This window comes from Sulfuricurvum sp. (genome assembly GCF_023250475.1).
Classification (GTDB): Bacteria; Campylobacterota; Campylobacteria; order Campylobacterales; family Sulfurimonadaceae; genus Sulfuricurvum.
This window is the reverse complement of record NZ_JAHFAQ010000003.1, coordinates 1-22,615: the sequence shown is the minus strand read 5'-3', so window position 1 is coordinate 22,615 and position 22,615 is coordinate 1. Positions and strand designations below refer to the sequence as shown.

General features: G+C 45.5%; 24 protein-coding genes and 1 pseudogene. 3 read left to right on the top strand and 22 right to left on the bottom strand.

Annotated features, from left to right (window positions below; all coding sequences use genetic code 11):
- Window positions 1–99: 99 nt before the first annotated feature.
- The 18 genes from rpsI to Q0C19_RS00725 form a co-directional block, all read right to left on the bottom strand.
- On the bottom strand, window positions 100–489 hold the full coding sequence (gene rpsI / locus Q0C19_RS00810; protein WP_294893969.1) for a 30S ribosomal protein S9: 390 nt from the start codon (window positions 487–489) through the stop codon (window positions 100–102).
- A 9-nt stretch (window positions 490–498) separates the two neighbouring features.
- Window positions 499–921 carry a 50S ribosomal protein L13 gene (rplM, locus tag Q0C19_RS00805; protein WP_295051783.1) on the bottom strand — a complete coding sequence of 141 codons (423 nt, stop codon included), beginning with the start codon at window positions 919–921 and terminating at the stop codon, window positions 499–501.
- A gap of 81 nt (window positions 922–1,002) precedes the next feature.
- Window positions 1,003–3,705, bottom strand: coding sequence for a RecB-like helicase (locus Q0C19_RS00800; RefSeq protein ID WP_295051780.1), 2,703 nt, complete (start codon window positions 3,703–3,705; stop codon window positions 1,003–1,005).
- Window positions 3,695–6,037: a PD-(D/E)XK nuclease family protein gene (locus Q0C19_RS00795; RefSeq protein ID WP_295051777.1), complete on the bottom strand. Its 2,343-nt coding sequence runs from the start codon at window positions 6,035–6,037 to the stop codon at window positions 3,695–3,697. The genes Q0C19_RS00800 and Q0C19_RS00795 overlap by 11 nt, the downstream gene beginning before the upstream one ends.
- Before the next feature lie 123 nt (window positions 6,038–6,160).
- Window positions 6,161–6,667, bottom strand: a complete 507-nt coding sequence (locus Q0C19_RS00790; RefSeq protein WP_295051774.1) for a FixH family protein — start codon at window positions 6,665–6,667, stop codon at window positions 6,161–6,163.
- The gene (locus Q0C19_RS00785; protein ID WP_295051772.1) at window positions 6,660–7,364 is read right to left on the bottom strand and encodes a 3-dehydroquinate dehydratase; all 705 of its coding nucleotides are present in this window, start codon (window positions 7,362–7,364) and stop codon (window positions 6,660–6,662) included. Before Q0C19_RS00785 ends, Q0C19_RS00790 begins: the two co-directional genes overlap by 8 nt.
- 121 nt (window positions 7,365–7,485) lie before the next feature.
- Entirely contained in the window at window positions 7,486–7,692 is a 207-nt protein-coding gene (locus Q0C19_RS00780) for a DUF4006 family protein (protein WP_295051770.1), read from the bottom strand.
- 11 nt (window positions 7,693–7,703) lie between these two features.
- A complete protein-coding gene (locus Q0C19_RS00775) occupies window positions 7,704–8,633 on the bottom strand; it encodes a c-type cytochrome (RefSeq protein WP_295051768.1) in 930 nt (309 codons plus the stop codon).
- On the bottom strand, window positions 8,626–8,847 hold the full coding sequence (locus Q0C19_RS00770) for a cytochrome c oxidase, cbb3-type, CcoQ subunit (RefSeq protein ID WP_295051767.1): 222 nt from the start codon (window positions 8,845–8,847) through the stop codon (window positions 8,626–8,628). Before Q0C19_RS00770 ends, Q0C19_RS00775 begins: the two co-directional genes overlap by 8 nt.
- Before the next feature lie 10 nt (window positions 8,848–8,857).
- Complete coding sequence (gene ccoO / locus Q0C19_RS00765; RefSeq protein ID WP_295051764.1) at window positions 8,858–9,550, bottom strand: cytochrome-c oxidase, cbb3-type subunit II; 693 nt, start codon at window positions 9,548–9,550, stop codon at window positions 8,858–8,860.
- A gap of 14 nt (window positions 9,551–9,564) precedes the next feature.
- Window positions 9,565–11,046, bottom strand: coding sequence for a cytochrome-c oxidase, cbb3-type subunit I (gene ccoN, locus Q0C19_RS00760; RefSeq protein WP_295051762.1), 1,482 nt, complete (start codon window positions 11,044–11,046; stop codon window positions 9,565–9,567).
- A 288-nt stretch (window positions 11,047–11,334) separates the two neighbouring features.
- A complete protein-coding gene (gene carA / locus Q0C19_RS00755) occupies window positions 11,335–12,465 on the bottom strand; it encodes a glutamine-hydrolyzing carbamoyl-phosphate synthase small subunit (protein WP_295051758.1) in 1,131 nt (376 codons plus the stop codon).
- Window positions 12,465–13,016, bottom strand: coding sequence for a DUF507 family protein (locus tag Q0C19_RS00750; protein WP_295051755.1), 552 nt, complete (start codon window positions 13,014–13,016; stop codon window positions 12,465–12,467). Before Q0C19_RS00750 ends, carA begins: the two co-directional genes overlap by 1 nt.
- Window positions 13,017–13,088: 72 nt before the next feature.
- Entirely contained in the window at window positions 13,089–13,505 is a 417-nt protein-coding gene (locus tag Q0C19_RS00745; protein WP_295051752.1) for a PDP protein, read from the bottom strand.
- A 107-nt stretch (window positions 13,506–13,612) separates the two neighbouring features.
- Window positions 13,613–14,035, bottom strand: a complete 423-nt coding sequence (locus Q0C19_RS00740) for a flagellar export protein FliJ (RefSeq protein ID WP_295051749.1) — start codon at window positions 14,033–14,035, stop codon at window positions 13,613–13,615.
- Window positions 14,036–14,053: 18 nt separating this feature from the next.
- Entirely contained in the window at window positions 14,054–15,301 is a 1,248-nt protein-coding gene (locus Q0C19_RS00735; protein ID WP_295051746.1) for an adenylosuccinate synthase, read from the bottom strand.
- A 17-nt stretch (window positions 15,302–15,318) separates the two neighbouring features.
- Window positions 15,319–16,164 (bottom strand): ATP phosphoribosyltransferase regulatory subunit, encoded by an 846-nt coding sequence (locus Q0C19_RS00730; protein ID WP_295051743.1) that lies wholly within the window; start codon window positions 16,162–16,164, stop codon window positions 15,319–15,321.
- A gap of 4 nt (window positions 16,165–16,168) precedes the next feature.
- The gene (locus tag Q0C19_RS00725; RefSeq protein WP_295051740.1) at window positions 16,169–17,272 is read right to left on the bottom strand and encodes an alanine--glyoxylate aminotransferase family protein; all 1,104 of its coding nucleotides are present in this window, start codon (window positions 17,270–17,272) and stop codon (window positions 16,169–16,171) included.
- A gap of 116 nt (window positions 17,273–17,388) precedes the next feature.
- Between Q0C19_RS00725 and Q0C19_RS00720 the strand changes: the two genes are divergently transcribed.
- On the top strand, window positions 17,389–18,168 hold the full coding sequence (locus Q0C19_RS00720; protein WP_295051738.1) for an undecaprenyl-diphosphate phosphatase: 780 nt from the start codon (window positions 17,389–17,391) through the stop codon (window positions 18,166–18,168).
- On the opposite strand, the gene rdgB is transcribed toward Q0C19_RS00720, so the two are convergent.
- Window positions 18,141–18,767: an RdgB/HAM1 family non-canonical purine NTP pyrophosphatase gene (rdgB, locus tag Q0C19_RS00715; RefSeq protein WP_295051735.1), complete on the bottom strand. Its 627-nt coding sequence runs from the start codon at window positions 18,765–18,767 to the stop codon at window positions 18,141–18,143. The two genes, Q0C19_RS00720 and rdgB, sit on opposite strands and share 28 nt — an antisense overlap.
- Window positions 18,768–18,867: 100 nt before the next feature.
- Between rdgB and Q0C19_RS00710 the strand changes: the two genes are divergently transcribed.
- The gene (locus Q0C19_RS00710) at window positions 18,868–20,190 is read left to right on the top strand and encodes an MFS transporter (protein WP_295051733.1); all 1,323 of its coding nucleotides are present in this window, start codon (window positions 18,868–18,870) and stop codon (window positions 20,188–20,190) included.
- 63 nt (window positions 20,191–20,253) lie between these two features.
- Here Q0C19_RS00710 and Q0C19_RS00705 read toward each other — a convergent pair whose 3' ends face one another.
- Genes Q0C19_RS00705 through Q0C19_RS00695 form a run of 3 tightly spaced genes read right to left on the bottom strand, consistent with a single transcriptional unit; the run spans window position 20,254 to window position 22,120 of the window.
- Window positions 20,254–21,453: a molybdopterin molybdotransferase MoeA gene (locus Q0C19_RS00705; RefSeq protein WP_295051731.1), complete on the bottom strand. Its 1,200-nt coding sequence runs from the start codon at window positions 21,451–21,453 to the stop codon at window positions 20,254–20,256.
- Window positions 21,450–21,896: a molybdenum cofactor biosynthesis protein MoaE gene (locus Q0C19_RS00700; protein ID WP_295051728.1), complete on the bottom strand. Its 447-nt coding sequence runs from the start codon at window positions 21,894–21,896 to the stop codon at window positions 21,450–21,452. Before Q0C19_RS00700 ends, Q0C19_RS00705 begins: the two co-directional genes overlap by 4 nt.
- Window positions 21,897–21,898: 2 nt before the next feature.
- Complete coding sequence (locus tag Q0C19_RS00695) at window positions 21,899–22,120, bottom strand: MoaD/ThiS family protein (protein ID WP_295051725.1); 222 nt, start codon at window positions 22,118–22,120, stop codon at window positions 21,899–21,901.
- 115 nt (window positions 22,121–22,235) lie between these two features.
- Here Q0C19_RS00695 and Q0C19_RS00690 point away from each other — a divergent pair.
- Window positions 22,236–22,615: pseudogene (locus Q0C19_RS00690) on the top strand (hypothetical protein); the annotation flags it as partial.

Sequence of the window (22,615 nt, the reverse complement as noted above, 5' to 3'; positions counted from 1 at the left end):
TAAATATAATAAAAATGAATAGATAGAGTTAGATTGTAATATAATTGTGATAAATACGAAGAGAAGGAAGCTCCCCAGAATATCTGAGGAGAAAAACGATTAACGTTTTGAGAATTGAGGAGAACGACGCGCTTTGCGTTTACCCGGTTTCTTACGCTCAACAATACGTGAGTCGCGAGTAAGCATACCGAACGGTTTCAAGATAGCACGGAATGACGGATCAAATGTGCAAAGAGCACGAGAGATACCGTGACGAAGTGCATCGGATTGTCCTGAGAAACCACCGCCCATAGTTGAAGCAGTGATGTCTACGGATGTGTCTTGTTTAGTCAAAGAGAGCGGTTGGGTAACACGCAATTTTTTTGCTTCAAGACCACCGAGCCATGCATCGAGTGAAAGACCGTTTACAGTGATTTTACCTGTACCCGGAGCAAGCCATACTTTAGCGATTGAAGATTTTCTTCTTCCGGTTGCATACGTTTTTGCCATGGTTTATCCTTACTTAGCGATCTGTGCAGAGTGAGGGTGTTCAGCACCTGCATAGACTTTCAATTTTTTGAGCATTGCACGACCCAATTTTGTTTTTGGAAGCATACCGCGAGCAGCAAGCTTGAAAACTTTCTCTGGATTAGTAGCCAAAAGTTCTGTAAATTTTTCACTTTTTACATTACCGAAGTAACCTGTATGACGGTGATATGTTTTAGTAGCAGTTTTACCGCCACCGTTAATAACCGCTTTAGACGCGTTAATGACGATAACAAAATCACCACAGTCGATATTTGGGGTAAAATACGGTTTATCTTTACCGCGAAGGCTAACAGCGATTTCAGTCATCATACGACCGAATGTTTTCCCTTCAGCATCAATTAAAACCCATTTACGTTCGATTTGCTCAGGTGAAGCAATTTTAGTAAATTTCATCTTGAGTCTCCTTTAAAAGTCTCTATAAATAGTGGCGCAATTGTACCAGCATAAACTTATAATATACTTAAATTAAGTTTACTATAAGCACTTTATCCATTCAATCGTCTCCTCAAGAAGATAGCATAAATACCCCGCTGTTTCCTCTCCCGTGGATGAACGGATCGCCTCGCCATAGCGATTGATCTGATCGCGATGTTTCTCTTCCTCTTCACGGCCGCTTTTGTAATCGATGATAATCCATCCCTTTTCACTGCGAACCAAAAGATCAATCACCCCAAGATTTCCTTTATGGCGTATCATCTGCTCTTTATACCGATCCCCCTGTGTCAGGTGCCGAAAAGTCTGATCGCTCAGTAAACGCTCGATCCTCTTTTCAATCTCTCCCATTGCTCCCATGGGCAAGACGGATCCGAAACGGTTACGGGTTGACTCCAATGCAATCTCCAGAGATACGGTGCTAAATTCTCCCATCATCTCCAGCGTATAATGGAGTGCCAATCCAAACTGCACCGCGGCATAATCGTGCGTTGCTTCTTTCGGTGGTCGGAGGGTCTCCTCCTGTGTGCCGAAATGAAGTGCTTTAAAATTTACCGCTTTCTCTGTTTGCACCGGCTTCTCTTTTTGCACTTTGATCTCTAGCACCCCCTGCTCTGAAGCTACAAGCTCCAAGGGATCGAACCATGAATTTTTAACCTTGGCAATAACCATCAACGATTGGGCAGCTCGGGTGAGGGCTACGTAAAGGGCATTGAGCTGATCCTCATCGGATGCCATTTTCTCTGCTTCCAGCGCTTTCGCGTAAGCCATATCAAGCGCTTCACGCCCTTTTATCCGATAATGCATCCCCCGTAACTGCACCCCTTCGTACTCATAGACAATCGGATCATTATGACTCCGTGCCGTTCCGAGCCGATCGAGTACGATAACGTGCTCAAACTCCAGTCCTTTGGATTTGTGTACGGTCATAATTCGAATCCCTTTAAGATCGCTTTGGGGAGAAGAGGTTTCCAACCGATCGATCTCGAAAACAACCTCTTCGATATCGCGGTATCCCCGCAGTGCTTCGATAAACATTAGAGCACTTTTATCGGCAATCGTGAATCTTCGGACAAAAGTGATAACGGCTGTCACTACCTCATCTGCTCGTATACGATCGATCTGGTCACTTTGAATACCGAGCAGTGCCGCACAATTGGATCGGTAGATCGATTCACCAAAATAACAATAGCGCAGATACTCGATGATGGCACGGACACTTCGCTGTGCGATGAGACGTGCGGTGGTCTCGGTCACGACGTCATACCCCCGCTCGCTCAAAACTTCCTCAACCGCACTTCCGTCTTTGTTGGTCGCGGTAAGAATAGCAATCTCTTCGGGTGCAGAGCCTTTCTCGATCAACAATGCGACCCGCTCACATAGCGATTCGAGTAGATCATCGCTCAGGAGAACCTCTACGTACCCTCCGCATGAGCTTTGCGGGCTTTGTTGGGGGATGTACCCTTTGATTTTCCCCTCAAATGCACGATTCACAAAATTAACAATCTCGCTTTTAGAGCGGTAGTTTACCTTAAGCGGTTCGAGCCGCACATCAAACAGCTCCGCCACCTCATGAAACAAGGCGCTCACCCCTCCGCGAAAACGGTAGATCGATTGTTTTACATCCCCGACGAAAAAGAAGCTTCCCCCCTCATTTACCCCCACACCGGAGCGAATCTCTTCGATCAGCGGACGGAGAATATCGAACTGGATGACACTGGTATCTTGAAACTCATCGAGAAGGAGATGTTTGATCCGTGAATCGAGTCGAAAATAGAGAAACTCGCTCTCCAGTTTTTCCCTCAGCAGGGTATGAACGTTTAGGGTTATATCATCAAAACTTAGTTCATTGCTCTGCGTTGCCATCGATTGGCGGCTTTTGATATAAAGTTTGAGGACGGCAAAAAGTTCTTTGAAATAGAGCACTTCGCGGCGCCGCATTTGCGAGGCAACCGCACTTTGTATCTCATGGAGCAGCGCATCCATACGAGGCTCATAAGCCTTTTTAAAATCCCAGTACTCCATACTCGGTTTAAAAAGCCACGTTTTCTCCAACAGCTCCTCATAATGCTCAAACTGCATCGTTTTTCGGGCACGATCGCTGAGCGGTTTTGAGAGCACCAATGAGGCAAGCTCGTGCGCAAGCTCCATCGCATAACCGACGGACTCTTCCGGGGTATTTTTCCCATCATACCTTTGAGTATCAATCTCTTTGTATTTGGAATAGAGAGCAGAGAGTAGCGTAAAAAGATCACTGAGCCGTTTATCGCTCAAAAGGGAGAGATGGATCAATGCCCCTGAGGCATTTGACACCTCCACTTCGTTTAAAAATCGCTCCAATAAGGCACTTTCATGGTGGCTCTGCACGGTTTTAAAAGTCGGCATCAACCCCGCATTGAGAGCAAATTTGCGCAAAATGCGACCAAAAAACTTATCCAGCGTCGAAATTTGAATATCGGAACGGAGGAAGCGCGCGAGCACTTTGGGGCGTTCTTCCAGTATAGTTGCCTCATCAATCCCGCTGAGACGTGAGATTTGAGGCAGTTCGCTCCGCGTCGGAAGTTCTTCGAGGGTGAGGATGATCCGCTCCAGCATCTCGTTCGCCGCTTTATTGGTAAACGTCAATGCCACGATGGAAGATGGATTCTCCCCCATAAAGAGCAAGCTCAGATAACGGACAACAAGGTTAAATGTTTTGCCGCTCCCCGCACTCGCTTCATAGGCTAAAAACGGTTCAAATTCCACGCATCACCTCCCGATGGCAAAGGTAGGTGTAGGGGCAGTGACGACATCGGCTCAACTCCTCGCACATCTCCCAATTCCATTGTTTTTGAGAGGCCATGTGAGCCAAAATTTCCCGCAGTTTGACAATTTTTGCCTCTAAGAACTGCTCGAATTTCACCTCTCCTTTTCCCAAATCATAGTACCCGCATCGCTCGACACGCCCTAGTCCTCCCGCAAGCAGTGCATAAACGCTGAGCTGATAATCGACATCGCTCTCTTTGGGCTCTTTATCGGTATCAGGATACTTGCCGCTCTTGTAATCGATCACTTCGAGGGAATTTTCCTTCTCATCGATACGATCTATTCGTCCGTTTAATCGTATCCCCTCGACCTCGGCGCTCACCTCTTTTTCACGGTAGAGAACCCTCGCACCCGAAGCGAATCGAGACACCTCACACGCATAGAAATCATCCAGTTTATCGATCCAAAGCCGTTTCATATACCGCTCCAGAGGATCGTCCGTTTTTTTCACTTCCCACAGCCTGCTAATCGTCTCTTTGATCGCAGAGGGTTCTGAATAGCTATCCTGCAATGTGTACACTTTATCTAAAACACTGTGAAGTTCATTCCCGATATCACGCTCTTGCGAGAGGTCACGCGGCAGTTCATGCTCTCGGATATGGGCGATGTAACGATAATAAAAAGCTCGTTTACAGCTCAAAAACGTTTTGATCCCGCTCGCAGAGAGAGGGTGCGCCGTAAAATCGTATTCGCCCTCATACGCTCCGATATGCCGTTCGTTAAAATGCGGTGACGGAAATAAAACTTCCTCATAGCGGTATGCGGCAGGAGTGCTCTTGATCCCCAATTGAAGTAAAAAACGTGACGGTACCGATTCGGCATTTTGAACACATCCGATGGCTACCTTTTTGGCTCGGTTGAAGAGAATGGAGTAGTAGTGTTTTTGAAGGGATTCACGATCATGCGCACTTGGGAGAGCCGCATATTCACGGGTTTTTGTATTTAAAAAAAGATCCTTTTCACTCTTATGAGGGACATATCCTTCATTGAAATCAATAATCACCACCCCCTCAAACGCAACGCCCCGAGTCTCCAGCAACCCCATAACCGTCACTTTTCCCCCCCGGACATCATCAATGCTTTGTTGACGCAGACGGTTCATAAAGATCCGAAAGACCGCTCTGAAATCCATCTGTTCCAGAGCATGAGAGAGATGGCTGAATCGATGCAGTTCATCACGTACGATTTCGATCGACTCCGTATCCTCATCTTCCAGCATTCCCATCAGCTCTTCCAACTGAGAAAATAGAAATTTTTGCGGATAATGTCCCTTAAACCACTCAAGGGTAGCGGTTTTGACATTTCGGATACGCTCATGATTTAGAACACTCGCTTCATCCAAGTAAAGGGTAATACTCTCAAGGTCACGGTAAAGGGGACTATTGCTAAAGGGAGAACCCATCGCAAAATTGAAGTTCCCCTCGGTATCAAACTCTTTGAGCATCTGCGCCGTATCCTCATCCGGAAGAACCACCGCAATTTTTTCAGGCGCCATCCCCTCTTCCACAAAAGCCTCGACGGACGCTTTGATAAATCCGATTTGAGCCAGCCGTGTATGAAATATATCACAGCTTATCGATCGATTGATTCGAAGCGGTTTTTCGTCGATGATTTGAATCTGACTCAGTGAGAGCCGATAGGCTATCCCCTCCTTCAGCTCAAACCCCATCTCCTCAAATCGTGCCGTCATTTTACGGTTGTACGCTGTTGTATTGTAGTGAAGGACTACGTCTATTTGATGTGCACACGCCCGAAGCAGTGCGATCTCATAGCGGCTTAAATACCCCTCGACGATAATGGTTATGGTTTCAAAATTGCGTAAAAAATCGTCCTGAATTGTTGTATGCTCAGAATGAAAAATTCTATCCGCCCACCCCTCGCGTGAACATATCTCACCGTATCGTTCACGAAGTCTTTTGAGTATGGTGATGTGCTCCTCATACTCCCCGTACACATCGACCGATTGGAGGGTTTCGAGTGAAACCTGTTCGGAAGAGAGCTCTTCAAAAAAACGGAACAGATACTCCGAATTTTGGATGAAACTGAAAAAATTCCGCTCGATGTTAAGTGCTGCAAATCCGGAAAAATTGGATGCTTCATGCATTGCCAAAAGACGCAAATCCTCATCGGGAATAATCTTTCCGGCCGCTACGTAAGCACGTGATAGAAACTCCCCCATTGTCATTCTATGGGGAAGAAAGCTCTCCGTAGACTCCGCTACCGCTTCGCGAACACAGCGTGCGGTCGGATAAACGACACATTCTCTTTTCATTTAGGAAATTTCCTCGATTTTACGCTTAATTCCACTTTTCTGCGGAAGTAAAAAATTATTTTGATAGTTTATGAATGTTTATTGTAGTCAGTTTCCCCTAAAGGGGAGAAGAGATGCGTTTGTTTAAAACTCAGCTGTTTTCGGTTCGCGGGTATCGGCTTTAAGATTATAGTAACGCTGATCGGTTCCTACAGAAACTTTTGACATAATGTCCCATCGACCCACTTTTGGAAGATCTACCGGAGCAAAAGTATATTTCCCTTCACTCACGGTTGGATTGGAGAGATTGATATCGTATTTATTCATATCAGGACGGGTAAGGATTACATTGAGCGAAGCGTTATTAACGGCTTTACCTGCTTTATCCGTTATTTTATACTCAATAACGGACCCTTTTTCGGTAATCTGCGATGTCAGAAAAGCAATACTGTACTTTTGATCAAAAGCAATCTTTGCTTCAATAATATCATTCGCGTCTCTGTCGTATTCATGGTAATTTTGCATTCCATAATCCGACATCTCCACCGGATTGTTAATAGCCGCCTTAATAGTTAGTACACCAAAAATAATTACTATTACTGTTGATACAGCAATGATAATCGGCCATTTAGTCCCGGGGTTTTTAAACATTATCATCCTTCTTGCGACGACGAAAAAATCGTCCGTATACGTATCGTGAAAGACCGTACAGAATGATACCGTAAAAAATTAACCGAATAATATCGATAAAGTTTTTACTGCCGTTTCCGGCAGACGAACTGAGGGTTACCCCTTGAGCCGCTGCAATTTGATCCGCAGTGTCACTGTAGCCGTTATACATGGCTACCGAATACTTTTGAACCGTTTCGCCCCCTTTTGTACTTTCTGCCAAAATAGGTAAAATAGTACCTCCGCGGTTAACAATAAGCTCTTTGGCTTCATCGTAACTGCGGGCGAACATTACAGCGCTTACAACGGAACCGATAAAAGTTGCATTCGGACTGAGTATCTGCGCTTTGTTAAAATGCTCATATAAAGAGACGGGACGAGCTAAAATGTCGATTTGCTGTTGAAGCTCTATAAACGTCATAATCACAGACGGTTCACCTACTTCTGCCGACACCTTTTTTTCAAAATCAGCGACACTTTGATTTTCATCCAAATCACGCACCATTACCAAATAGAGAGAAACACCTGTTTTGGCTTTTAGCTCAGCGCCGATCGAATTAATTTGTTCCGCGAATTTTGGATTGTTAACAACATCATCTTTATATAAATATTCCGCATGGAGAGAAAGGGTAAATAAGAATGAGAGGGTGAGGGCCGCTAGCCCTCGCGAGAGTAACAAAAGTTACCCTTAACCGACGTAAAGGTGATTCGGTGTTACCACCGCCCACAACGTTACCGCTGCAGAAACCACCAATGTAATTGTGATGAGTTTATCCATGATACTTGCCATCTAAAACTCCTTATTTAACATCAACACGATGCGTAGCGTTATCGGTGCTAAACATCTTGATGTCTTTTTCATTTTCAATTTGGTAATAATTAGTTGCACTTCCTTGTTGAACGCCCAATCCCCACACGGTTAAACCCGCGAGGATAGAGAGAAGCAACACGGTTGCGATCAACATACCGCTAATCCCGTCCAATGCAAAAACGCTACGATTTTCCATTATGACTCTCCTTATTTGCTAAGGCCGGTGACATAAGCACCAAGCGCTTTTACTTGAACATCTGTCAAGTTGTTGAATGCCGGCATTTGACCGATTGCACCTTTTTTACCGTGTTTCAATACATTCGCGATAAGCGTAGGATTGAATTCAGCGATACTTGGAGCAACCATATCAGTACCTTTACCGTCAGCAGCATGACAAGCAGCACATGTACCAGCGAATACATCAGCACCAACAGTGCCTTTCATTCCGCCGGCAACATATTTAGCTACCGCATCCATTTCAGCATCACTAATCAAAGCACCGGTATTAGCGTTCATAAGACCGTTACGATCCGGCATCGGCATTTCGATTCCGAGAAGTTGGTTATTTGAACCGTTTTGAATAACGTGTTTGATTGATTTCTCTTCCAAACGGTGATTCAAGTTAGCCGCTTTACCATCGATACCGTCCGCTTGAAGACCATGACACGGAGCACATTGTACGATAAACACCGATCCGCCCATCTCTTTGAGAGTAGCATCATCCATATTAGCGTATTGCGCTTCAAACTTAGCATCGTGCTCTGCAACGGCTTCGTTGTATTCACCGATTTGTGAGTACGAACTAACTGGATATCCCGCAAGGAAATACCAAATTGCCCAAATTACAAGACCAAGAAAAATAATCGCCCATCCGAAAGGAAGTTCGTTTTTATATTCTCCGATACCGTCCCAATTTTCATCAGCAAGTTTACCGCTCGCTTTATCAAATTGCATTTGACGAACATATTTGGTAACTACAAATGCTGTTACGATGACAAGGACAACTGCACCGAGTACGGCGAGTTTGTTAACCCAGTCACCTTCACCACCCATACCGCCGGCTCCGCCGACAGCAATGTAGGTGAAGCCAAGCATCGCAATTACAACTATGATAGCAGCAAGTACTGTCTTATTCATTTATGCCTCCTACTTTTTTATCATCGTTTTTCGAGATCTCTTCGATCGGTTGATCGGTGATCTCGTCATTCAGCGCGATATTGCCGTACTTTTCATAATCGCGCTTCCCTTTCCACTGCGAGCTGTAGAGGTGATAAATGTATGAATACAATACCACCACCAAAAACGCAACGAAGAAAAAGTAAGCATACGCTTGAAGTGTACCTATATCCACGCTCACATCCTTATTTTAAGCAGTTAAGATATGCGATTACCGCAACGATTTCAGGGATTTGACCCGCTGCAACCGCATCTTTAACGTCTTGATCTTTCATGTCTGCGGCAATAACTTTAGCCTCTTCGAGAGCTGCAGTTTTTGCTTCATCCAATGTTGCTGCCAATGCAACAGTCGCTTTTGTACCGTCTGCCATTGGAATTTCAGTGTTATAAGGTGTTTTGAACACTTTATTAACGGTAATTTGTTCAGCATACGCTGTATCGATGTCCGCAGCATTTTTGAACATCCAGCGGTATGCCGGCATGATTGAACCCGGAACAACCGCTGCAGGATCTTTCATGTGGTTTTCGTGCCAATCCGTTGTACGGTAGTTACCTACACGCATCAAGTCCGGACCGGTACGTTTTGAACCCCAAAGGAATGGACGGTCATACGCATATTCACCGCTCAAAGAGTAGTGACCGTAACGGTCAGTTTCTGATTTAAACGGACGAACCAATTGAGAGTGACATCCCATACAGTTGTTTTTAATATAAATATGACGACCTGCAAGTTCCAACGTGCTGTAAGGTTTAGTCCCTACAACCGGTTGAGATGCTTGCGCAAAGTTTGGCAGGATCTCGATAAGACCTGCAAACGCGATTGTTAAGAACACCGCTACCGCGAAAAAGAACGGGTGTTTTTCTAACCAGTGAAACATTTTTCCCCTCCTTATTATGCGCCCATAGGCGATGCGTTTTGAAGTTCACTCTCTTCAACACGGCGAGAGCTTGTCATTGTTTTGTACATATTGTACGCGAACAAGAACATACCTACGAGATACAACGTACCACCAACCGCACGGATTGTGAAGTAAGGGTGCAATACGGCAACAGTATCGATGAATGAGTACGCTAAGTTACCGAATTCATCGTGTGCACGCCACATCATACCTTGTGTAATACCTGCAATCCACATTGATGTGAAATACAATACAACCCCGAGAGTTTGGATCCAGAATTGAGTATTCATCAATGATTTAGAATAAATCTCACGTTTGAATACACGCGGAGCCATATGGAACAATGCAGCCATAATCATGAATGCAACCCAACCGAGAACACCATCATGTACGTGACCGACGATCCAGTCTGTAAAGTGAGCCAAAGCATTGACCGATTTGATCGCTTGAATTGGACCCTCAAGTGTAGAGAACATGTAAAACGTAGAAGCCAAGATCATGAATTTGATCAACGGGCTTGCCGCTACTTGTTGCCATTCACCCTTCATAGTAAGAAGCATATTGATCGCAGAACCCCATGATGGGAGAATCAATACAACGGAGAAAACTGAACCCATTGTCTGCATCCAATCCGGTACTGTAGAGTAGATCAAGTGGTGTCCGCCTGCCCAAAGGTAAACAAACATCAATCCCCAGAACGCAAGAAGAGACAATTTATATGAATAAACCGCTTGGCCTGATTCTTTTGGAAGGAAGTAGTAGATCATTGCAACGATAGGTACTGTGAAACCGAATGCAACTGCATTGTGTCCATACCACCATTGTACCAACGCATCATTTGTACCAGAGTACATAGAAACCGAGTGATACCAGTTGCCGATTCCGCCTGAAGCAAAATACGTTGGAATTTCCATATTGTTGAAAAGATACAACATAGCGATACCCAAGAAAGTAGCAATGTAATACCAGATAGAAATATAGAGTGATTTTTCACGGCGAATACCGATCAAACCGAAAATAGACATACCCCAAATAACCCATACCACTACTACCGCGATATCAATCGGCCATTCAAAATCTGCATACTCTTTACCAGTAGAAATACCGAGTAATAATGAACCGACAACGGCAACTACTACTACCATGTAAATAGCAAAATGCAATTTAGCAAGAAACATCAAAAATTTTGATTCCGCCATTGACACTTTCAATACACGTTGACCGACATAATACCAAGTAGCCCAGATACCGCTAAGGGTAAATCCGAAGATTACTGAGTCAGTATGCAACGGACGAAGACGACTAAAGTTTGTATACTCAGCCAAGCCCTCTCCCGCCATTAAATTTACACCTGGAAACGCCATTTGCCACGCCAAAATAACGCCGACAAGCATCCCGACAATACCGAGAACAACAGTTGCTAGCATAAACCATTTCGCAACCGTGTAATCATACTCCAATGGACGATTCTCCATTTACGACCTCCTTAAAGATTCAAAGCATAAGAGCCTATTAGGGCACCTCTGACTTCGCAAAGCTGTGAAATCAAAGATGCCCTTAACACTTTTGTAACAAAAGTAGGCTATTAGACACTCTAATGATAGCAATCACACTATTTAAGGAATCTTAAATTATTAAATATTTTTCACACTATTCATACTTAACGATATATTTAAGTTTAATTACAGAAATAGGGGTAGAAAAGTAACATGTTGAAGATTTTTTATGGTAAGAAAGGGAGGAGAATCCCCCCTGTTTTTAGGTTAGCGTTGAAGAAGTTGAAGAAATTCGCTGAAAATGTATCGGCTCTCTTTCGGTCCCGGACTTGATTCGGGGTGATGTTGAACCGAGAAGACATGTCCGCTGTTATAGCGCAACCCTTCAATCGTGTTGTCAAAAAGATTGATATGGGTCACTTCAGCAATCTCACGAACCGATTCAGGAACATTATAATTGTGGTTTTGTGCCGTAATTTCGACCATCCCCGTTTTCACATTTTTAACCGGATGATTTCCGCCGTGATGACCGAATTTTAGTTTATGGGTGTCGTACCCGTGTGCAATACTAAGAAGCTGATGCCCTAGGCAGATTCCAAATAGTGGAATTTTACGTGCGATCAGCTTTTTAATCTCTTCTTGCTCTACTTTCAGAACAAGGGGATCTCCCGGGCCGTTGGATAAAAATACACCGTCAATCTCTTTGGCGTCGTATCGTGCTATCAACTCATCCGCACTGAATGAATTCGGAAGGACTTCGACTTCCAGTCCTGCTTCGGTCAATTCATTTAGAATGTTGCGTTTTACTCCGAAATCGATCGCCGCAATGCGTGCCTTCGGCGCCGGTGCATCGTTGTAACGGAAGTTGAACGGGTCGTAGATGCCGTTACGGTGTACATACGATGTTTTGGTACTGACTTCCTCGATATAGTTGATCTCTTCAATCCGAGGAGATGCTTCTAGGAGCTTTTTGAGTTCTTCTTTATCGCTGACCTGAGTCGAAGCAATCATCATCATTGCCCCCTGCGTTCGGAGCATTTTGGTTATGAACCGAGTGTCGATATCACAGATACCGATGATGCCGTGTTTTTCCAAAAAAGTGTGCAGCGCTTCTTCGGCACGAAACGATGAGTGCTCCGGCTGATATTGGCGGACGATAATCCCTTTACAGTGGGCACGAGAGCTTTCCATGTCTTCGCTGTTTACACCGACGTTCCCAATCTCAGGCATCGTAAAAGTGACAAACTGACCTGCGTACGAGGGATCGGTAATAATCTCCTGATACCCGCTCATAGAGGTATTAAAAACAATCTCACCTACCGCTGTGGTATCCGCACCAAAACTTTTGGCACTTATATAGGTGCCGTTTTCGAGATAAATCCATGCATCGCGTAACATTATGCCATCCCCCGTCGAACCAATTCATCTTTATAGAGTTTTTCATAAACGATCTCATACTCATCCGTACCCGGAATCAAATTGCGTTTATAGCTTCTGATCTTTTCATAAACAGCCGATTCGATTTCAGTTGAATCGGCAATAGAGCCTGTAATCGCATCATAAATAATATTTTTAATTCGGTTTTCACTCACGTCGTAATTGATCAAATCTTCTTCATACAGTTCGTTGAGAATCTGATGCGCAATGTCTGAATAGCGATCTTCATAGGAGAGGACAACACCGAATTGCGGTGCCAATTTCTTTTTGATCATGAAAAAGAGTTGTCGCTCATCGGCAAGATAGAAATCGATCTGCTCTTCATTGGCATTAACGATCTCTTTGACCTTTTCTTCAAGAGCAATCTCTTTTTTGATGTTGGCAGCCAAAACCTTTTCGGCTTCTTTAGCAGTGCTCTCAAGCCCTTTGGTCATAGTAACCAAGCCGCTTCGGCTGAGATCGACAGCAATTCGTGTCGCGATATGGGGTACGTGTGTCAGTGAAACCTTCATTGCCAGCCCTGAGTGAAATTTTCTGCATTTTAGCCTAAAATACCTCTAAAATCGCTTAGGAGAAATGAAGCGTTATTTAGTAGGTTCAGGAAGTTTTCGCAGCTTGTCGGTAATTTCTGAGCCTTTTTTCGGGTCCATCTTCGCCAATATTTGTCCGACGACTTTGCTGTTAAGGGTACTCATGATATCCGCAGCATCGGATGAGGGCATCTGAGCAAGGATCTGTGCCGATGCGGCAGGCTTCATTTTCGCAAAAGTTTGGGACACTTTGTCTGCTTTTAGCTGTTTGATTTCATCCAAAACTTTTTTGTTATCGTCCAACATTTTTTTGACCGATGCTTCTTTGGCTTTGATCTCATTCAGCTTTTGATCGACTTTGACATCTTTTCCCTGTACCATCGCCTCTTTTTTGCGTAAAAGATCTTCCGTTGCCCGTTTGAGGGAATCGAGCGATTGTTTCTGCTCGTCAATTCGTTCAAGTTCGACCAAAAGCTCGTTTTTACGGTCTTCAAAAATTTTGGTACACTCATACTATTTTGTAGCGGGCGCCCCGTACAATCCGCCGATCATCACTACGGCTAAACTCCAGATTATTTTCATAGTTCCTCTCTTTTGTAGGTCATTGTACCGATCTCGTCAAGCATTTTAGCCTCTTGAGCTTTGAGATGTTTTAGCCGTGCATTCATCTCTTGGACTTCCAAATATTTAAACTTTTCAAAATCCATCATTGCCGCCTTAAAACGTTCCCGCATCTGATGCTGTAGATGCTGTGCCCTTTGCACTCTGTTTTGAGAGTGCTCGATGGTCTGATGCTGTGCATGAATCATGGTTGTTGCTTGGGTAAATTCGCCGACAGAGCCGTGTGTAGGGAGAGTCATTTGAGAGAGTTCTTCATACGAGCGTTTTAAGGTATCGGAAGCAAAAGTAAGCTCGTTATTCGCATTGATGAGGGCGCGTTCGGCAGTGTCTAAACTCTTTTTTTTGAGTTTGACCAAAGGCTCGTAACGCGATTTGCTCATAAACGCTCCTCAAGATGATTATAATGTAATCGTATCGTTTCGATCCGGTGATGTTGAAACCATGCCGATTTTGGTTTGAGTCAACTCTTCGATGGCACGAAGATATTGCTGTGCCGTTACAGGAAGGTCTTCAAAACGGCGGACTCCCTCGGTTTTATCCCACCCCGGGAATGTTTTATAGACCGGCTTTACATTTTCAAGATCAAGAGGGAGATAGTCGATCACTTCACCGTTCACTTCGTACCCGACACATATCTGGATCTCGTCGAAACCGTCCAAGACGTCAAGTTTCATAATAGAGAGATCATCGCATCCGTTCAAACGGCTCGCATAGCGGCACGCTACGGCGTCAAACCATCCGCATCGGCGCGGACGTCCGGTAGTGGTTCCGAATTCATGTCCCGCTTTGCGGAGACGTTCGCCGATCTCGCCGTGGTCTTCCGTCGGGAAAGGGCCGTTTCCGACACGGGTACAGTACGCTTTGACAATCCCCGTCACTTTGCCGATATCTTTCGGATTAACCCCAAGACCCGTACACGCTCCCGCCGAGATCGTTGATGAGCTGGTAACGTACGGATAGGTTCCGTGGTCGATATCGAGCATTGTCCCCTGAGCACCTTCAAGGAGGATTTTTTTATCCTCATCCATGAGTTTCCATGCCATTTGGGTTGTATTGGCCAAGAACGGTATCAACGCTTCTGCGAATGTCGTCAACTCGACGGTTAATTCTTCTTTGGTCGGCAATGAAATTTCTAACGCTTGAAAAATGGCTTTGTTTTGCTCGAAATATTCCATGACACGATTCGTTAATGCGCTCACGTCACGGAGTTCACCCAAGCGAAATCCGGCACGGGCTATTTTTTCGCTATACGCAGGTCCGATACCGCGACCCGTCGTACCGATTGCTTTTTCGCCGCGAAGTTTCTCTTTGGCTTGGTCGATCAACGTGTGAAACGTCAAAATCATGTGAGCCGATTCAGAAACAAACAGTCGTCCGAGAAGATTATCAAACTGTTTCATCTCTTTAATAAGGGCTTCAGGAGAAACAACGACACCGTTTCCGATGATATTGATCGCTTTGGGATTCAAAATCCCTGACGGAATTAAATGAAGAGCGTGGGTTTTTCCATCAACGACGATGGTATGTCCGGCATTATGCCCCCCCTGATAACGGGCAACACAATCGTATTTTTGCGCCAACAAATCGACGATTTTACCTTTTCCTTCGTCACCCCATTGGATACCGACAATCAAATCTGCTTTCATAAACAATCCTAAATTAGTTATTGGTGTAATGCGTCAATCAACGCATCGGTGTAAATAGCGAATCCGACCGAAACGGTCTTTTCGCTTTTATAGCGTCCGCCCATGGCGTACATCTCATTCCCTTCGATTACACGGAAAAAAAGCTCATCATAATAGAGCATTTTAGCGTAATAAAGCGGTGCAATAACCACATTAGGGTATTCCAACCCTTCGCACAGCTCTTTTATCTTAATGAGTTCCGGTTTGATCGCGTCGGGGACAATCTCCACTACCGCATCAATTTCACTTGCATGCTGCATATAAACCAAGCGAGTCAGCCAGTCGATTTTTAGCGATAAGAGTTTCTCAATATTGACATGACGGAAATCATCCAAACTCAAATCCATCATCTCGGTAAGGAGACGAGGGATATTAATGTTTGAGATTTGCAATAGCGGTTTCATCTTCAACTCGTTTAAAATCCGTGTTGCTTGGGTAAGTGCTACCGAGAGGTTCGGCTCATCGATAATCTCTACCCCGATTTGATACTGCTCATCCGCCGGGTAACGATACACCGGTTGAATGTAAAACCACTTTTTGTGTTCGGTGTTTCCGTCAAGACGCTTATTGACAATACGAACCACATCAATCGTCGAATCGGCACGAAGACTGATCGGATGATTTTCGCTGTCGTTGACACGAATAAGTTCTCGCTGATCGCAAACACTCATGTGCTGATGATATGAAAAAAGAGGTGTTAAGATCTCTTCAAATCCGGCTTCGCTTAAAAGTGTGCTCGCTTTGGTTTCGATTATACGCTTCGTTTTTGCCGTCGCGGCAAAGTAAAGCTTTGATCCTTCGGGGATTTCGTGTTCAAATACCATTGGTTTAGAGTCCGAAATAGACGGTATTAAACACGCGATTCGCGGTTCCGTCATAAGAACGTCGTCCCATTTTATCGAGAGCCAATTCCACCGCATTCGCTGCCCAGCACGCTTCATACGGAGCAATCAGACCCATGTGGTTGATACGGAAAATCGAATCTTTGATATGGTCTTGTCCGCCGGCGACGTTCACATCGAACGCTTTGAGAGTTGAGCGAATTTTTTTCGCTTCAGGATCTCCTACCGTCGTCATCGAGTCAGCCGGAGTGATCGGATAAATAGAGAGGCCGATCGCTGTCATGGCTTCACGGGTCGCTTTCGCACGGCGCGCCGTATCGGCGTACAATTTATCCAAACCGCCTTCGGCTTTGATGCGATTCAAAATGGATTCTAAACCGATGGTAATCGTCGTTGCCGCCGTCCATGCCGTCGTATTTTTACGCTGATTTTTAATCTCCGTAGCAAGGTTAAAATAATACCCTTTGCCGCTTCCGATTTTTTCAATCGCCGCATTAGAGAGCCCCATAATCGCAAGTCCCGGAGGGAGCATCAACGCTTTTTGGCTCCCTGAGATCAAACAGTCGATATTGGTGATGTCGATTTTCTCAACACCCACCGCTGTGATACCGTCCGCAATCACCATGATGGCTGGGTTATGCGCTTTTACCGCTGCTGCAATCGCTTCAACACTGTGGCGCAATCCACCCGCACTTTCGCAGATTTGAATTGTGATCGCATCGACATCGGGGTTAGCGTTCAATGCTGCTTGAACCTCTTCTACCGTAGCGGGCGTATCCCATTCGTGCTTAATCTCAACGTTGGCAATCCCGTGAGCAACGGCGATCTTGCCGAAACGCTCACCGAATTTTCCCGAATTGATTGAGAGGAGTTTGGAGTGGGCAAGATTGATCACCGCCCCTTCCATAGCGCCGGTTCCCGATGAAGCGAGCATCAGTACCTCATCCATTCCAAGCAACTCAAACAATAGTGCGCGTGTGCGTTCAAAAATCGCTTCGAACTCAGGGGTACGGTGGTGCAGCGTCTCACCAGCCATAGCGATACGTACCGATTCAGGTACCGGGGTTGGTCCGGGGGTAAAAAGTAACATTCAAAAATTCCTTGAGGGAAAGTGTCATAAATCCGCGCATTTTATCCTATGTGAGGTTAGGGGAGGTTTAAGGGGTGAGGCTATGGTACAATTACACCAAAAAAAGAGCTTACTCTATGACTTTATTTGACGCATTGATCCTCGGAGCACTGGAGGGAGTCACCGAATTTCTCCCTATCTCTTCGACGGGGCATCTCATCTTAGCTTCTCAGCTTTTAGGGCTTCAACAAACCGCTGCCCACAAAGCGTTCGAAGTCTCCATCCAACTCGGAAGCATCCTCGCCGTCTTATTCCTATATGCCAAGCGGCTGATGCAGGACAAAATGTTGTGGCTTAAAATCGGGGTTGCTTTTCTACCGGCAGGAGCACTCGGATTTTTATTTTACAAACAGATCAAAGCCCTCTTCGGAGTTGAAACGGTCAGTATTATGCTGATTGCGGGAGGGATCGTATTCTTGCTTTTTGAGTATCTTCGACGTGATAAACCCATCGATTCGGGCAAAGATGTCTCTGAACTTACTGTTAAAGAGGCATTTACTATCGGTGTCTTTCAAAGCCTCTCCATGATCCCCGGAACGAGCCGCTCAGGGGCCACCCTCATCGGCGGATTAGTAATCGGACTCAGCCGTAAAAGTGCGGCGGAGTTTTCATTTCTCCTCGCTATCCCTACGATGATTATCGCTACCGCATACGATCTCCTTAAACATCGTAACGAGATGGTAGTAGATGATTATTTTATGCTCTCGGTAGCGTTTATAACGGCATTTGTATTTGCCCTCGCAACGGTCAAACTCTTCGTCACCTTTGTCAGCCGCCACACCTTTACCCCGTTTGCGATCTACCGAATCGTTGTCGGGGTTATCTTCTTCTATTTCGTGGCAACGCTTCCGGCATGAGATCGTAAGAATTTGATCTGATCGATCAAAATTTTCGCCAGTTCCAACGCTTTGGAGCGGTGCGAAAGCCCTTTTTTTACGTCATTCGGCAATTCTCCGAGCGTTTTTTCAAATCCACCGGGAATAAAAATCGGATCGTATCCGAAGCCGTTTTCTCCTCGTAACTCCGTGATAACCTCTCCGTGCATCCACCCGTGCACACAACTTTCCCCCTCGAGAGAAACAATCGCTATCGCCGCCGTATAGTGAGCGGGAGAAATATTTAACCCTTTTTCTTTTAGCGCTTCTACGAGCTTGAGGAGATTATCCCGATCACTCGCCCCCTCTCCGCCGTAACGGGCGCTGTAAATCCCCGGAGCACCGTCCAACGCGTCAACGCTGATACCGCTGTCATCGGCGATAACGATCGCATTTTCATCTCCCAATGCGGCGTACACGGCGCGGGCTTTGATCAGCGCATTTTCTTTAAAGCTCTCACCGTCTTCAACGATCTCAAATCCCTCGATCAAATCGGTATAGGGAAAGACTTCCCGATCGTGGAGGAGTTCAATGATCTCTCGTACTTTCCCTTTGTTTGACGTTGCCAAGACGATTTTCATTTCATTCCTTACAATAGACTTTAACTATCGGTGTTTACCCGATGTTTCATCTAAGGGTGTATTATAATGCTGAAAATTTTAACGTATCTAAGGTTGCACGGTGTTTAAAACGGTTCTCCCCCTCTCTGCGATTTTATCGCTCCGCTTTTTTGGTCTTTTTCTCGTACTTCCGGTGCTTTCAGCCTATGCACTTAACCTCGAAGGTGCTACACCCCTTCTAATCGGTGTTATCGTCGGCGGATATGCTCTGACACAAGCTATTTTCCAAATTCCTTTTGGAGTGATGAGCGATAAAATCGGTCGCAAGCCGACACTGTTACTCGGACTCGTCATCTTTTTGGTCGGATCGATCATTTGTGCGGTGAGCACCGATATCTACACCTTGATGGCGGGGCGTTTTTTACAAGGTGCGGGAGCTATCGGTGCGGTCATCCCTGCCATGATCAGCGATTTGGTCAATGAAGAATCACGCGGCAAAGCGATGGCACTTATGGGGGGAACCATTGCTATCAGCTTCGCCGCTGCGATGGCATTAGGGCCGGTTATTGCCGCCGGATTTGGATTTTCGTCACTCTTTTGGATTGCTGCCGTCTTGTCGATCCTATCCATGGTCGTCCTCTTCACCAATGTCCCGAATCCTCCGCGTATTCGTCACATCTACCATTCAACGACTACCACCAAAGATATTCTCAAAGATCCGAATCTCCTTAGTATGATTATCACCAACGGAATGCAAAAAGGGCTTATGACCGTTTCATTTGTCCTTATCCCTATCTTTCTTATCAAACCCGAATACGGTTTTTTATGGGATAAAAAGGATCTTTGGCAAGCGTTTATTCCCGCAATGGTCATGGGGCTTTTAGCGATGGGACCGGCTGCCGTATTCGGTGAAAAATACAATAAGCCTCGAGAAATATTTTTACTCTCGATTATTCTCTTTATTGTAGCTTTTACCCTGATGGGATTTGCGACAAAGAGTTGGGAATTTGTTGCCGGAGTGGTCAGCTTTTTTATGGCATTTAACATGATGGAGCCGCTCGTACAGTCGATGATCTCCAAATATGCCAAAGTGCACCAAAAAGGTGCGGCTTTGGGGATCGCGAACGGGTTTGCCTATTTCATGACCTTTGTCGGGGGAGCGGCCGCCGGAATCGCACTGCAGTACTCGAGCCGTGAAGTATTCACCATCACTTTAATCGTTATCAGTACGATATGGCTATTGTGGACATTTAAAATGCAAAATCCGCACCGCTATTCTCATCTCTATATTTCAATGGATCATGTCGATATGGAAAAATTAAACGGCTTAGAGCATGAACATATCGCGGAGTGGTTTATCAATGAGACCGAAAATATCGTTGCAGTGAAATACCGTAAAGAGTTGATCGAAGAAGAGGCGATTAAAGCGAAGATTGTTAAATAATTGGTGATTGCGGGCTTGATCCGCAATCCAAATTCCTGAATGACGTTCAGGATGACAAGCTGTTTATAACTTTATCACTCTAACGAGCGTTCCCGCTTCCAGATCCCCATCCTCTTCACCGCAGATCATAAGCCCGGTATTACCGAGAAGATTGGTCAAAATCGCCGAACTCCCTGTCTTTTTCCCCTCGAAATCAACCCAGTAACGTCCCTCCTCAAAAGAGAGATTGCATGCGGTAAATTCGCTTTTATTCGAGCGTTTGGCAAACGGCACTTTGAGGGTTGCTTCGATTACGTCGTAGGGATTTTCAACTCCCAACATACGAGCGATCAGCGGTGCGGCATACAGGATAAAGGTAACCGTTGAGGAGTAGGCGAAGCCCGGCAAAGAGACAATAAATTTTGATCCCCGCTGAGCCACCATCACGTGCTGTCCCGGTTTGATATTGACCCCCTTGAAGATCACTTCGGCACCGAGTTTTGGGACGATATGTTTGACGAAATCGTAATCGCCGACACTCACTCCACCCGTACTCACTACGATATCGCACGAACTGATCGCCTCTTCAAACCGCTCCATAATCGCCGTTTTATCATCTCCGACGATCCCCATCTGAATCCCCTCGCCTCCGAGAGAATCAACAAGGACTTGGAGCGTGTAGCTGTTAGAGCTTCGGATTTGTCCGGCATGGCGCGCAGATTCGCCGATATCGAGGATCTCGCTTCCGGTAGCGATGATCGCAACGCGGGGACGCTGTGCGATGCGAATCATCACACGATTGATCCCTGCCAATACACCGATTTCGGCAAACCCGAGTTTTGTCCCTTTTGCGATGAGAATTTCTCCCTCACGGTAACTCTCTCCTACCGGACGGACGGCAAATCCAAAGGGAACCGGTTTCTCAATTACAATGTTTGATCCATCGACGCGGACATTTTCGATCGGAATCAGGGTATCGGATCCTTTCGGCATCAACGAACCGGTAAATGTTTTAATGCACGTTCCGCTCATAACCCCGCCGATTTCTTCAGCGCCTGCAGGATTATCTCCCAAAATTTCCAATGTATCGCACTCTTTCAAATCACTATGGAGTATCGCATAACCGTCCATTGCCGAAGTCGGATAGCTCGGATAGTCACTATCAGCAACAATATCTTCCGCCAAAATCCGCCCCAACGCTGAGGAGAGAAAAATACGCTCGCTTCGGACATTCCCGATACTGAGGAGACTAATCATATTTTGAGAGGTTTCGTATGAAATCATTGCTTTCCTCCCAAAATACCCGCACCGCCAATCGGGGTCGATCTATCACGTGCGTAAAGACGCTCACCATTTTTGAGATCGTATTTCCAAATCGGAGCGGAGGCTTTGAAGTCCTCGACAAACTGCTCAATCATCTCCAAGGCGACACGCCGTTTCGGAGAAAATACCGCCGCGATGTAGGAGGATTCATGCACCAGCACGTCACCGCGGCTGTGTGCCATTTTGAGTTTTGCCCCTAGCGGTTCTGCTTTAGCCTGCCACGCTTGAAACCATGCAGTCAGTATCGGCTCGTATACATCGAAGCTCAACCCCTCAATCCCGTCTTCCTCACGCACCGTACCGATAAAAGGGATATAGGCACCGTAGTTATAATCAGTTTCCTCTGAATACCAACGGGTTATGATTTCAGGAACATTCAATGCGCCATCATAGAGTTCCAACATATTCATCCACCGCATACCGGAGGAAGCAAGGATACTTTATCCCCGCTTTTAAGCGGTGTGTCAAGGGATGAAACCAATGTGTCATTGAGTGCAACCGCACAATTCTCAAGCCACTGCGCCATTTCGCTGTCTTGTTTCAATACTTCGGCAACATCCCGCAAAGATGATGCTTCCAACGTTAACGGAGCCTTTTGAATCGGTCCTAAAAATTCGATTGTCACCATGACAATTCCCCTTATTGGGTAGTTTTATTGGAGAAAATTATAGCGAAAGAGAACTAACAGTCCCTTGTCAGGGATCAATTAGTATAATGACTTTTATTTTTAAAGAGGAGAAGTTTTGATTTTCGGAAAAATAGATTTTTTAAATCTCCTCCCGTTTCACGTCTTTATCAAACGCTATGCCCGAAGCACCCGATTTCACCAAAGCCTCCATTACCATAAAGGGGTCCCCTCGGCACTGAACCGCGAATTTGCCATGCGTCGGATCGATGCGGCGTTTATCTCCAGTATTACCGCCAAAAATTGCCGCCATTTCGGTGTCGGAATTGTGGCACAACGCGAAGTTTTAAGTGTCATCTCTCTCCCTGCCCCCGATAAAGCTGATGCCGACTCGGCGACGTCCAATCTCCTAGCCCAAATCCTCGATATTCGCGGAGCAGTATTGATCGGAGATAAAGCGCTGCGCTATTACTACAGCGGGGGAAAACATACCGACTT

What these genes read in the sequence shown, in the direction of transcription:
- Q0C19_RS00750 (WP_295051755.1), bottom strand. Translation starts at nt 13,016, where the DNA reads ATGAAGGTTTCACTGACACACGTACCCCATATCGCGACACGAATTGCT.
- Q0C19_RS00730 (WP_295051743.1), bottom strand. Translation starts at nt 16,164, where the DNA reads ATGGTATTTGAACACGAAATCCCCGAAGGATCAAAGCTTTACTTTGCC.
- Q0C19_RS00700 (WP_295051728.1), bottom strand. Translation starts at nt 21,896, where the DNA reads ATGTTGGAACTCTATGATGGCGCATTGAATGTTCCTGAAATCATAACC.
- Q0C19_RS00725 (WP_295051740.1), bottom strand. Translation starts at nt 17,272, where the DNA reads ATGTTACTTTTTACCCCCGGACCAACCCCGGTACCTGAATCGGTACGT.
- rpsI (WP_294893969.1), bottom strand. Translation starts at nt 489, where the DNA reads ATGGCAAAAACGTATGCAACCGGAAGAAGAAAATCTTCAATCGCTAAA.
- Q0C19_RS00790 (WP_295051774.1), bottom strand. Translation starts at nt 6,667, where the DNA reads ATGTTTAAAAACCCCGGGACTAAATGGCCGATTATCATTGCTGTATCA.
- Q0C19_RS00780 (WP_295051770.1), bottom strand. Translation starts at nt 7,692, where the DNA reads ATGGAAAATCGTAGCGTTTTTGCATTGGACGGGATTAGCGGTATGTTG.
- carA (WP_295051758.1), bottom strand. Translation starts at nt 12,465, where the DNA reads ATGTTACGCGATGCATGGATTTATCTCGAAAACGGCACCTATATAAGT.
- Q0C19_RS00775 (WP_295051768.1), bottom strand. Translation starts at nt 8,633, where the DNA reads ATGAATAAGACAGTACTTGCTGCTATCATAGTTGTAATTGCGATGCTT.
- rdgB (WP_295051735.1), bottom strand. Translation starts at nt 18,767, where the DNA reads ATGAAAATCGTCTTGGCAACGTCAAACAAAGGGAAAGTACGAGAGATC.
- ccoN (WP_295051762.1), bottom strand. Translation starts at nt 11,046, where the DNA reads ATGGAGAATCGTCCATTGGAGTATGATTACACGGTTGCGAAATGGTTT.
- Q0C19_RS00735 (WP_295051746.1), bottom strand. Translation starts at nt 15,301, where the DNA reads ATGAAAGCAGATTTGATTGTCGGTATCCAATGGGGTGACGAAGGAAAA.
- ccoO (WP_295051764.1), bottom strand. Translation starts at nt 9,550, where the DNA reads ATGTTTCACTGGTTAGAAAAACACCCGTTCTTTTTCGCGGTAGCGGTG.
- Q0C19_RS00720 (WP_295051738.1), top strand. Translation starts at nt 17,389, where the DNA reads ATGACTTTATTTGACGCATTGATCCTCGGAGCACTGGAGGGAGTCACC.
- Q0C19_RS00795 (WP_295051777.1), bottom strand. Translation starts at nt 6,037, where the DNA reads ATGAAAAGAGAATGTGTCGTTTATCCGACCGCACGCTGTGTTCGCGAA.
- Q0C19_RS00695 (WP_295051725.1), bottom strand. Translation starts at nt 22,120, where the DNA reads ATGGTGACAATCGAATTTTTAGGACCGATTCAAAAGGCTCCGTTAACG.
- Q0C19_RS00705 (WP_295051731.1), bottom strand. Translation starts at nt 21,453, where the DNA reads ATGATTTCATACGAAACCTCTCAAAATATGATTAGTCTCCTCAGTATC.
- rplM (WP_295051783.1), bottom strand. Translation starts at nt 921, where the DNA reads ATGAAATTTACTAAAATTGCTTCACCTGAGCAAATCGAACGTAAATGG.
- Q0C19_RS00740 (WP_295051749.1), bottom strand. Translation starts at nt 14,035, where the DNA reads ATGAGCAAATCGCGTTACGAGCCTTTGGTCAAACTCAAAAAAAAGAGT.